Origin of the sequence: Micromonospora sp. NPDC049107, from assembly GCF_040648595.1 — a bacterium.
Lineage (GTDB): Bacteria > Actinomycetota > Actinomycetes > Mycobacteriales > Micromonosporaceae > Micromonospora.
On sequence record NZ_JBEZEC010000006.1, the window covers coordinates 204,747 to 215,979 of the forward strand.

The following is an 11,233-nucleotide window of genomic DNA, read 5'->3' on the forward strand; positions in this document are numbered from 1 at the left end:
GGCCTGGCGTCGACGGCGTCCGTCTCCCCGCGTCCGAGGGCCCTTGAGGTCTCGAACTCCCGAGGAGTGAGTGGTGACAGTCACCCAGGTGGTCCCGGTCAGCGGCGAGGCCGCGCGGCGGACCCCGATGCAGGTGCGCAAGCGCGACGGCGGCACCGAGGCCGTGGACGTGAACAAGATCGTCCGGGCGGTCGAGCGGTGGGCCGACGACCTGACCGAGGTCGACCCGATGCGGGTGGCCACCCGCACGATCAGCGGCCTCTACGACGGCGCGACCACCGCCGAGCTGGACCGGCTGTCCATCCAGACGGCGGCCGAGATGATCGGTACGGAGCCGCAGTACTCGCGCCTGGCCGCGCGGCTGTTGGCCGGCTACGTCGACAAGGAGGTGCGGCGCCAGGGCATCACCTCGTTCAGTGCGGCGATCCGGGCCGGCCACGCCGAGGGTCTGATCGGTGACGAGACCGCCGCGTTCGTCGCCGCGCACGCGGAGACGTTCGACGACGCCGTCGACCCTGACGGCGACCGCCGCTTCGAGTACTTCGGCCTGCGCACCGTCTACGACCGGTACCTGCTGCGTCACCCCACCACCCGGCTGGTGCTGGAGACGCCGCAGTACTGGCTGCTGCGGGTGGCCTGCGGCCTGTCCCGTACGCCGGACGAGGCGGTCGACTTCTACCGGCTGATGTCCAGCCTCGCCTATCTGCCCAGCTCGCCGACTCTGTTCAACTCCGGCACCCGACACACCCAGATGTCCTCGTGCTATCTCGTGGACTCGCCGCGCGACGAGTTGGACTCGATCTACGCGCGCTACGCCCAGGTCGCGAACCTGTCCAAGTTCGCCGGTGGCATCGGCATCGCGTTCTCCCGGGTCCGGTCCCGTGGCGCGCTGATCCGGGGCACGAACGGGCAGTCCAACGGCATCGTGCCGTGGCTGCGCACACTGGACGCGAGCGTCGCGGCGGTCAACCAGGGCGGGCGGCGCAAGGGCGCGGCCTGCGTCTACCTGGAGCCGTGGCACCCGGACATCGAGGAGTTCCTCCAGCTCCGGGACAACACGGGCGAGGACGCCCGGCGTACGCACAACCTCAACCTGGCCAACTGGGTCCCGGACGAGTTCATGCGCCGGGTCGAGGCCGACGAGATGTGGTCGCTGTTCGACCCCGACGAGGTGCCCGAACTGCCCGATCTGTGGGGCGAGCGGTTCGACGCCGCGTACCGGGCCGCCGAGGCGCAGGGCCGCTACGTGCGGCAGCTGCCGGCCCGCGAACTGTACGGGAAGATGATGCGGACCCTGGCCCAGACCGGCAACGGCTGGATGACCTTCAAGGACGCGGCCAACCGGCTGTGCAACCAGACGGCCGAGCCGGGCAACGCGGTGCACCTCTCCAACCTCTGCACCGAGATCATCGAGGTGTCCAGCGACGACGAGACCGCAGTCTGCAACCTTGGCTCGGTGAACGTCGCCGCCCACCTGACCGATGAGGGCATCGACTGGGAACGGCTGCGCGCCACGGTGCGTACGGCGGTGACGTTCCTCGACCGGGTCATCGACATCAACTACTACCCGACCCCGCAGGCGGCGGCGAGCAACCCCCGTTGGCGGCCGGTCGGGCTCGGGCTGATGGGGCTGCAGGACGTGTTCTTCGCGCTGCGGCTGCCGTTTGACGCACCGGCCGCGCGGGAGCTGTCCACCCGGATCAGCGAGGAGCTGTACCTGACCGCGCTGGAGACGTCCGCCGACCTGGCCCGCGACTTCGGCGCCCACCCGGCGTTCGCGCAGACCCGGGCCGCGCGGGGGCGCCTGCAACCGGACCTGTGGGGTGTCGAGGGTACGCAGACCGCGCGCTGGACCGCGCTGCGTCAGCGGGTGCGGGAGTACGGGCTGCGCAACTCGCTGCTGGTGGCGGTCGCGCCCACCGCGACGATCGCGTCGATCGCCGGCTGCTACGAGTGCGTTGAGCCGCAGGTGTCCAACCTGTTCAAGCGCGAGACGCTGTCGGGGGAGTTCCTCCAGGTCAACACGGCTCTCGTACGCGAGTTGAAGGCTCGTGGTCTGTGGACCGAGCAGATCCGGTCGGCGATCAAGCGGGCCGAGGGCTCGGTGCAGTCCGTCATGGAGCTGCCGGCCGACGTGCGGGAGCTGTTCCGTACCGCCTGGGAGCTGCCGCAGCGGGCGCTGATCGACCTGGCCGCCGCCCGCGCGCCGTTCATCGACCAGTCCCAGTCGCTGAACCTGTTCCTGGCCTCGCCCACCATCGGCAAGCTCTCCTCGATGTACCTGTACGCCTGGAAGACCGGTCTGAAGACCACCTACTACCTGCGGTCCCGGCCGGCCACCCGGATCCAGCAGGCCACCGTCAGCGCGGTGCCGCCCGTCCTCCCCGTCGCGGTCGACGCCGAGGCGCTGGCCTGCTCGCTGGAGAACCCCGAGTCGTGCGAGGCGTGCCAGTGACCGTCGCCGACACCACCACGGACAGCACCACCGACGCGAGGACCACGCACATGCTGCTCGACCCCGGGATGGACCTGACTCTCCGTCCGATGCGCTACCCGCACTTCTTTGACCGGTTCCGGGACGCCATCCGCAACACGTGGACGGTCGAGGAGGTCGACCTGCACGCCGACCTCGCCGACCTGGACCGTCTGTCGCCGGCCGAGCGGCACCTGGTCAGCCGCCTCGTCGCGTTCTTCGCCACCGGCGACACGATCGTCGCCAACAACCTCGTGCTCAACCTGTACCAGCACGTCAACAGCCCCGAAGGTCGGCTCTACCTGTCGCGGCAGCTGTTCGAGGAGGCCGTGCACGTCCAGTTCTACCTGAACCTGCTCGACACGTACGTGCCCGACGAGACCGAGCGGTTCGCAGCCTTCGCCGCCATCGAGAACATCCCGTCGATCCGTCGCAAGGCCGAGTTCTGCTTCCGCTGGATCGACTCCCTGCACGACCTGCGGGAGCTGCGTACCCGCGAGGACCGGCGGACCTTCCTGCTCAACCTGATCTGTTTCGCCGCGTGCATCGAGGGGTTGTTCTTCTACGGCGCGTTCGCGTACGTCTACTTCCTGCGCTCCCGTGGCCTGCTGCACGGGCTGGCGTCGGGGACCAACTGGGTGTTCCGCGACGAGTCCATGCACATGGCGTTCGCGTTCGACGTCGTCGAGACCGTACGCGCCGAGGAGCCCGATCTGTTCGACGACGACCTGGCCGACCAGGTCCGCCGGATGCTCACCGAGGCGGTCGAGTGCGAGGTCCAGTTCGCCGAGGACCTGGTGGGCCAGGGGGTGCCCGGCCTCACCCTGGCGGACATGCGCCAGTACCTGCAGCACGTCGCCGACCGCCGGCTCGCCCAGCTCGGGATCGCGCCGCACTACGGGTCGGCCAACCCGTTCGCCTTCATGGAGTTGCAGGACGTGCAGGAGCTGTCCAACTTCTTCGAGCGGCGGGTGTCGGCGTACCAGGTCGGGGTGACCGGCACGGTCGCCTTCGACGACGACTTCTAGAACCCCCACCCCACCCCCGGCCCCGCCCCGTCGATCATGAAGTTGTTGCTCCCCTATCGGCGTATCGGGGGCATTGACTTCATGATCGACGTCGGCGGCGGACGGGTGTGGGGATGGGGTGGGGGTGTTTTTGGGGGTGGGAACCCGGGGGAGTTAGGCGGGGGTGCAGGTGGGGGTGGTGGTCGGAGGGCTGGTTGAGGTGGTGGAGCTGAGGTAGCCGGCGGTGGTCGAGGTTCCGGGCGCGAGCTGGCCGTTGTAGGCGGCGTTCGCGACGGTCACCTGGCTACCCGACTGGGTGAGGGTGCCGTTCCAGACCTGGGAGACCGTCTGCCCGCTGGCGAGCGTCCAGGTGACCCGCCAGCCGTTGAGCGCCGACGATCCGGAGTTGGTGACTGTCAGCCGTCCCTCGAACCCGCCCTGCCAGGTGTTCACCACGGCGTTGGTGACCGCGCAGGACGTCCCGGCCGGGCTCGTCGGCGTGGGAGTGGTCGTGGGCGTCGGGATGGGCGTCGGCGTCGGGTCCGCGGTCGGACTCGGCGTCGGGGTGGGCGTCGGAGTGGGCGTGGTGCCGTTGGCCTGGAACTGCCACCAGTTGAGGTTGAACAGGGTGCCGCTGCCGCCCGTGAACCGCAGGTACAGGTCCTGGGTGCCGGTGGCGCCGGAGACCGGGCAGGAGACGGTCTGCCACGTCTGCCACGCACCGGTGCCGGGTACCGCGCAGCTGCCCACCCGGGTGCCGGTGGGGCTACCGAGGCGCAGTTCGATGGTGCCGCCCGACGTCGCCGAGGCGACCCGCGCGGAGAAGGACGTCGCGCCCGTACCGAAGCCGACGCCCTTGACCTTGATGTAGTCCCCGTTCTCGATCCACCCGACGTTCATCCCGCCCTCGCTGGCCGGCTCGGTCTCGATGCCGGAGCCCCAGGCGATGGTCTCGGCCTCCTGCCGCACGTACGGGTTCAGCGTGCCGATCTGCGGCGCGCCCGTCGTGGTCATGTTGATCGTCGGGATGGTGCCGTTGGTGTTGTACGTGAACTTCTCCACGGCCACCGAACGGGTGTAACCGCCACCGCCCGGCAGCGCCCCGTTGTGGTAGAAGAAGTACGAGCCGCCGTTGAAGTCGATGACTCCCGGGTGGTTGGTGAAGCTCGCGCCCTGGCGGGGCATGACCGTGCCGCGATAGGTCCATGGGCCGGTCGGGCCGGTGGCGGTCGAATATCCGATGAACTCGGAGCAGCACTCCGCCGCGAACACGTTGTAGTAGGTGCCGTTGCGCTTGTAGACCCAGGGGCCCTCCTCGTAGAGGGTGGGCCGGCTCGCGTTGCCGCTGCGGGCGCCGAACCCGGCGGTGGTGAGCGGGATCTTGGTGGCGCTGCCGCTGTAGGAGATCATGTCGGCGTTCAGCCGGACGTACCACAGGTTCGGGTTGCCCCAGTACAGGTACGCCTGACCGTCGTCGTCGATGAAGACCGTGGGGTCGATCTCGCCGTTGCCCACCAGGGGGCGGCCGATGGCGTCCCGGAACGGCCCGGTGGGGCTGTCGGCGACCGCGACGCCGATGGCCATCGAGTTGGTCGCTCGGGCGGTGACCGGCACGTACCAGTAGAACTTGCCGTTGCGGGCGACGACCTGGCCGGCCCACGCGTTGGCGCTCGCCCAGCTGAAGGTGGCGAGGCTCAGTGGCGAGCCGTGGTCGGTCCAGTTGACCATGTCGGCGGACGACCACACCCGCCAGTCCTTCATCGTGAAGTACGAGGAGCCGTCCTCGTCGTGGCCGGTGTAGAGGTAGACGCGTCCGTTGTGGACCAGGGGCGCCGGGTCGGCGGTGTAGATGTGCTGGACGATGGGGTTGTCCGCGCGGGCGGCCGTGGCCGGCATCAGCGTCGAGACGAGCAGCAGGCTCGTGAGCCAGGCGAGACCGCGCCGGAGCCGGGTCGTGGTCCGTGGTGGCGGTGTGGGGTGCATCGGTACCTCCAGGGTGGGTCACGACGGGCGGGCGGCCCGCCGCGTGCGCTGGCGGCGTGTCGCGGGTGTCGTCGCGGGTCGCTCGGGTGGGGCGGCGGCGGTGCCGCGAGCACGGCAGGAGGGGATCGGGTGTCCACCCTGGCTCCCGCGTGCGGCGGCCCGCCGTACGTCGACGGCGGTGGTCAACGTCCCTGAGGGGAGGCCCGGTCACCCACCAGCGGGCGTTGGTCATGCACTACTCCATCGACCTCGGTGGATCGAGTGGAGCGGTGAAGCGTGCCCTTCGCCTCTGCGGCCCGAGGGTAGTCTGTTATCGCTAACATTCTCAAGCGATGGATGGACCTGGATTTCGCTCCGGCCTCACGGACGGGGCGGCGTGGGGGCCGCACCAGGGGTCGGTGGAGCGGTCAGCGCTGCAACCGGGTGGGGCTCCCCGGTCCGCTGCGGCGTACGAGCCACGCCTCCGTGATGTGCGTGAACATCGCCTGCGCGGCGCCGTCCGGGTCGTGGGCGGCGATGCGCTCGTAGATGCGCCGGTGCCCCTGGTTCGACGCCACGCACATGGCCCGCTCAGGCTGACCCATGTACCGGGCGGTGTTGACGACCTGACTCTCCAGGGACCGGACGACACCCCGGGCGATGCGGTTTCCGGACGCCTGCATGACCGTGTCGTGGAAGGCGCGGTCGTGCTCCTGGTAGGTGACGTGGTCGTCGACCAGCTCGTCCATGCGGTCCACCAGGGCGCGTAGCCGGTCGATCGCCGCCTCGTCGGCGAGGCGGGCCGCCACGTTGGCCATGTCGGACTCCAGCACCCGGCGGGTGACCACCAGGTCGTCCAGGATCGCCAGGGTGTCGTCCTCGGCGATGGTCGCCGCGAGGACGAGTTCGTCGAGCATGTCCCACGACGAGGGTGGGGTGACGAGCGTTCCGCTGCCCTGGCGGACCTGCACGAGCCCCTTCTCCTGCAGGATCTTCACCGCTTCCCGGATGACGGTGCGGCTCACCGAGAAGGTCTCGCAGAGCACCGGCTCGGGGGGCAGTGGCGTGCCCGAGGGGTGTGCTCCCTGGACGATGCGGGTCACCAACTCGGCCGTGATCGCCTGGGCCAGATTCGTCGGGCGACGCGTCCAGTTCGGTGTCGCCGTGCCGTTGACGGCCGACTGGTTCGATGTCGTCACGTTCACCTCCGCGTGGCCGCGGGAGCGGGCCCACAAGTCCGCCCCAGTGTACGGGCAACCGTTGACGTCAGACGTCATACGAGTTACGTTCTCGTCAATCTTGCATCGACGGCCGGCGTCTCGGCCACTCCCCATATGAAGGTGAGCAACGATGAAGCAACGAGCAGTGTGGTCCGCGGTCCTCGTTGCAGGGCTGGCCCTGACAGGCTGTGGAAGCGCGACAGGTTCGGGTTCATCGTCCGAAGGCTCGGACAAGAAGCTGGTCGTCTGGGACTGGAAGTCCGGCGAGGCCAGCTCCGCCCAGTACGTGGAGAAGGCCAAGGCCGACTTCGCCAAGAAGCACAAGGACGTCAAGGTCGAGTTCGTCGCCCAGCCGTTCGAGGAGTACTACACGCTGTTGGGCGCGGCCCTCCAGTCGGGCAAGGGGCCGGACGTCATCCTGTTCAACGGTGGCGGCCAGATCCGCGACCGGGTGGCCTCGCTCCAGCCGCTCGACGAGTACGTCGGCGAGGACCGGCAGCGGCTGGCCGGCTGGGAGGCGTTCGCGAAGGACGGCAAGACGTACGCCTCTCCGGTGACGCTGCAGGGCCACCCGATCTACTACAACAAGACGCTCTACGAGAAGGCCGGTCTCGACCCGGCGAAGCCCGCCACGACCTGGCAGGAGTTCGTCGCCAACTGCGGTGTCATCACCAAGCAGACCGGCGCCAAGTGCTTCTCCGTCGGCAACAAGGAGGGCTACGGCATCCAGTTCTTCCTGTCGGCCATGGCATCGGGCGTGCTGACCCCGCAGGAATACGACAACTGGATCGCCGGCAAGCGCGACTGGAAGTCGCCGAACGTCAAGCGGCTCTTCGAGCTGTGGAAGGAGACCGGCACCGCCAAGCTGAACAACGACGGCGCGAACTCCACCGCCCTGTTCAACGACGCGTTCGCCGTGTTCCAGTCCGGCAAGGCCGCCCACATGATCGGCCTCATGTCCGACATCGGGCACTGGAAGGACTTCAACGAGTTCATCACGCCGGAGAAGCTGGGCGTGATGATGGCCCCGACGGTGACCAGCGGCGTGACCCCCAGCCTGCCGTACGACGGCGGCATCGGGTACGCGGTCGCCAAGTGGACCAAGGACCCGAAGGTGGCCGCCGACCTGGTGCGCTCGCTGAGCTCCACCGAGGCGCTGAAGGCGTTCTACGCCAACGCCGGCGCGATCACCGCGGACACGACGATCGACGTGTCGGCGAGTGGGCCGGCCGTCACCACGATCGTCTCCGCGCTCAAGACCGGCAAGCCGGCGGTGCACGTGGCGCTCTCCTCGAAGTCGCTCGACCTGATGGGCCGCCTCTCGCAGCAGTTGCTCAGCGGCTCGATCAGCGTGGACGAGGTCGTGAAGCAGATGGCCGCCTCGGACACGGCGGGCTGATCTCGTGACGATCGGCAAGTCGCTCCCGTCGGTCCGCTCGGCTTCGGCCGGGCGGGCCGGCGGGGTCCCGCCCTCCGCACCGCCGCCTCGCGACCGCGCCGTCTCGCGGCGCGCCGCCGGCGGCCGACGCGCCGAGCAACTGGCGCCCTTCGTGCTGGTCGCCCCGGCCGTCCTGATCCTCGTGCTGCTGCGGCTGTACCCGCTCGCGCTCGGTGTCAACTTCTCCTTCACCGGCGACGGCGACCGCGACGGGGCGATGGTCGGCTTCGACAACTACGTCCACCTGCTCCAGGATCCGCTGTTCCAGCAGGCGCTGCGCAACGTGGGACTGCTGGTCCTGCTCCTGCCGGTGGCGGTGGCCATTCCGGGTCTACTCGCCACGTTCATCTACCTGCGCGTGCCGGGGCACCGGTTCTACCGCAGCGTCTACTTCTTCCCGGCCGTGCTGTCCCCGGTCATCGTCGGCGCGATCTTCAATCTGCTGCTCTCGTTTGACGGTCCTGTCAACGTTGTCCTGTCCACGGTGGGCATCGGGCCGGTGGACTGGCTCGGTGATCCGGACGTCGCCATGTTCGCGGTCGTCGGTGTGCACGTGTGGGCGACCTTCGGAATGGCCCTGGTCGTCTTCCTCGCGGGCTTCGCGACCCTGGACGCGGCCCTGCTGGACGCCGCCCGGGTGGACGGCGCGTCCCTGGCCCAGGTGATCTGGCACGTGATCATCCCCAGCCTGACCCGCACCATCCAGTTCGTCTTCGTGACCACGATGATCGGGATGCTGACGTCCATGTTCGGCCTGCTCTACGTCATGACCAGTGGCGGTCCGGAGGGCTCGACCTACCTGCCGGAGTACTACATCTGGATCCAGCAGGGTCGGATGAACCGACCGGCCCTGGCGTCGGCCGCGTCCACCGTTCTGTTCGTCATCATGCTCGTCGTCGGGCTGCTCCAGCTCAAGCTGCTCCGACGCGCGGGGAGGGAGGACTGATGTCCCGCGTCCGACTGGGCAGATGGTTGCTCGTGATCCCGATGGGGCTCCTCGCGGTCGCGACGATCTACCCCCTCCTGTTCACGGCGAACGTCGCGATGAAGACCCGCCGGGAGTACATCCTCGACCGCTTCGGTCTGGCGGACTCCCTGCACTTCGAGAACATCACCAAGGCGTGGACCAGCGTCGGCATGGGCCGGTACACCGCCAACTCGATCCTCGTGGTGGGTTGCGCGGTGTTCCTGCTGCTGCTGTTCGGGTCGATGGCCGGCTTCGCGCTGAGCCAACTGCGCTTCCGGGGCTCGACGGCGCTGTTCATCGGCTGCCTCGCGGCGCTCTTCATCCCCTTCCAGGTGATCATGGTGCCGCTGGCCCGGGTGATGGCCGACAGCGGTCTGGTCGACACGTACCCGGGGCTGATCCTGGCGTACGTCGCGCAGTTCCTGCCCTTCACGGTCTTCCTGATGACCAGCTACTACCGCACCATCCCGGCGGAGATCGTCGACGCGGCCCGGATCGACGGCAACACCGTGTACGGCGTCTACCGGCGGATCATGCTGCCGCTGGGCGCTCCGGCGCTGCTGTCCGTGGGCATCCTCAACACGCTGTTCTGCTGGAACGACGTGCTCATCTCGCTGCTGCTGATGCCGTCGGCCGACCACCGGACCCTCATGGTCGGGGTGACCTCGCTGCGGGGGCAGTACTCCGAGGACATTCCCACCTTCGCCTCCGGGGTGCTCATCGCCGCGATCCCGGTCCTGGCGGTCTACCTGTTCCTTCAGCGCCAGATCGCCGACGGCGTCGCCGCTGGTTCCACGAAAGGCTGACATGCGCATCACCGGGTATCGAACCCTGACGACGGTCCAGGAGTGGGGCCGACCCGTCGGCGACGCCAACGGCGTGTTCCCCGACGGCGTGACGACACTGCCGATCACCATCGTCGAGACCGACGAGGGGATCGACGGCATCGGCCTCGGGCCGCACGTGGAGATCGACAAGATCTTCCCGGCCATCGAAGGGGAAGATCCCCGCGCGGTGTCCACCCTGTACGACCGGATGCTGCGGCAGACGTTCAAGGCCGGGCACGCCGGCCTGGTGTTCGGGACGATCGGCGCGCTGGACACCGCCCTGTGGGATATCAAGGCGAAGATCGCCGGCGAGCCGCTCTGGCGCCTGCTCGGCGGGCGGGACCGGCGCGTTCCCGCGTACGCCTCCGGTCTCGACATCGGGCTGACCGACGACGAACTGGTCGCGGAGTACGAGGTCTATGCCGGGTACGGCCTGCGGGCCGCCAAGCTCAAGGGCGGTCTCGACATCGAGCGGGACCGGCACCGGCTCGGCCTGGTCCGGGAGGTGCTGACCGAGGCCGGTCACGGCCGACGGCCGGGCCTGATGCTCGACGTCAACGAGGCGTGGTCGCGCAAGCAGGCCGTGCGCCACGTGGCCGAGTTGGAACGTACCCTCGATCTGATCTGGATCGAGGAGCCGGTCCGCCGCTGGGACGCCGAGGGCCTGGCCGCCGTGGGGCGGGGCGTACGGGCCTCGATCGCCACCGGTGAGAACCTCACCGGGCTGGAGCAGTACCGGCCGCTGATCGCGGCGGGCGCGGTCGACATCGTGCAGACGGCCGCGGTCTGGGGGGTCACCCACTTCCTGCGGGTGGCGGCGCTGGCGCACGCCAACGACCTACCGGTCAGCCCCATCGGCAACATCCCCGTCGGTCTCCTGCACGCCGCGACCTCGGTGCCCAACCACCTGGTCAGCGAGTTGCAGGATCTCCGACCACCGACGGGTATCGGCCTCGACCTGCACGTCGAGGACGGCGCGTTCGTCCTGGGTGAGACACCCGGCCTCGGGGTACGGGTGGACGAGGCGGCGATCGCGGCCGCCGGACACCGTCCGGGGACTCCGACCGCCGACAGCCCGAACGTCCGTCCGGAGCGAGCCGGCAAGCGGCTGCTCGCCGTGGCCGAGCACCCGGTCGCCGCCGTGCCGGCCGGGGTCGAGGCCCTGCTCGTCGACGCGGTCACGTCCCCGAACGACGTGGCGCCGCTGCGGCACTGAGCCGGCACGGACCGTATCCGCACTGGACCGCAATTGGTCGGATGATTACCGTGTCCGTGGCGCCGACACCGCGGACGCGGCTCCGGCCGCCCTGTCACCCGCACCGTACGTACCAACCACGTC

8 protein-coding genes are annotated in these 11,233 nt (G+C 69.2%); 6 read left to right on the top strand and 2 right to left on the bottom strand.

Annotation, left to right across the window (positions count from 1 at the left end; translation table 11 throughout):
- Positions 1-127: 127 nt before the first annotated feature.
- Both AB0B55_RS16770 and AB0B55_RS16775 read left to right on the top strand, forming a co-directional pair.
- Positions 128-2,455: a ribonucleoside-diphosphate reductase subunit alpha gene (locus tag AB0B55_RS16770; RefSeq protein ID WP_357122160.1), complete on the top strand. Its 2,328-nt coding sequence runs from the start codon at positions 128-130 to the stop codon at positions 2,453-2,455.
- A 50-nt stretch (positions 2,456-2,505) separates the two neighbouring features.
- Positions 2,506-3,501 (top strand): ribonucleotide-diphosphate reductase subunit beta, encoded by a 996-nt coding sequence (locus AB0B55_RS16775; protein ID WP_357172261.1) that lies wholly within the window; start codon positions 2,506-2,508, stop codon positions 3,499-3,501.
- 153 nt (positions 3,502-3,654) lie between these two features.
- Here the strand turns inward: AB0B55_RS16775 and AB0B55_RS16780 are convergent, their stop codons facing one another.
- On the bottom strand, positions 3,655-5,463 hold the full coding sequence (locus AB0B55_RS16780) for a family 43 glycosylhydrolase (RefSeq protein ID WP_357172122.1): 1,809 nt from the start codon (positions 5,461-5,463) through the stop codon (positions 3,655-3,657).
- Between the two features lie 407 nt (positions 5,464-5,870).
- Entirely contained in the window at positions 5,871-6,641 is a 771-nt protein-coding gene (locus AB0B55_RS16785) for a FadR/GntR family transcriptional regulator (RefSeq protein ID WP_357121266.1), read from the bottom strand.
- 151 nt (positions 6,642-6,792) lie between these two features.
- Between AB0B55_RS16785 and AB0B55_RS16790 the strand changes: the two genes are divergently transcribed.
- From AB0B55_RS16790 to AB0B55_RS16805, 4 genes are read left to right on the top strand one after another with little or no spacing between them, the layout of a single operon-like run.
- Complete coding sequence (locus AB0B55_RS16790) at positions 6,793-8,061, top strand: extracellular solute-binding protein (RefSeq protein WP_357121269.1); 1,269 nt, start codon at positions 6,793-6,795, stop codon at positions 8,059-8,061.
- Positions 8,062-8,065: 4 nt separating this feature from the next.
- Positions 8,066-9,046 (top strand): sugar ABC transporter permease, encoded by a 981-nt coding sequence (locus AB0B55_RS16795; RefSeq protein WP_357121272.1) that lies wholly within the window; start codon positions 8,066-8,068, stop codon positions 9,044-9,046.
- Positions 9,046-9,873: a carbohydrate ABC transporter permease gene (locus AB0B55_RS16800; protein WP_355050068.1), complete on the top strand. Its 828-nt coding sequence runs from the start codon at positions 9,046-9,048 to the stop codon at positions 9,871-9,873. The genes AB0B55_RS16795 and AB0B55_RS16800 overlap by 1 nt, the downstream gene beginning before the upstream one ends.
- A 1-nt stretch (position 9,874) precedes the next feature.
- Positions 9,875-11,110 carry a mandelate racemase/muconate lactonizing enzyme family protein gene (locus AB0B55_RS16805; protein ID WP_357121278.1) on the top strand — a complete coding sequence of 412 codons (1,236 nt, stop codon included), beginning with the start codon at positions 9,875-9,877 and terminating at the stop codon, positions 11,108-11,110.
- Positions 11,111-11,233 lie beyond the last annotated feature (123 nt).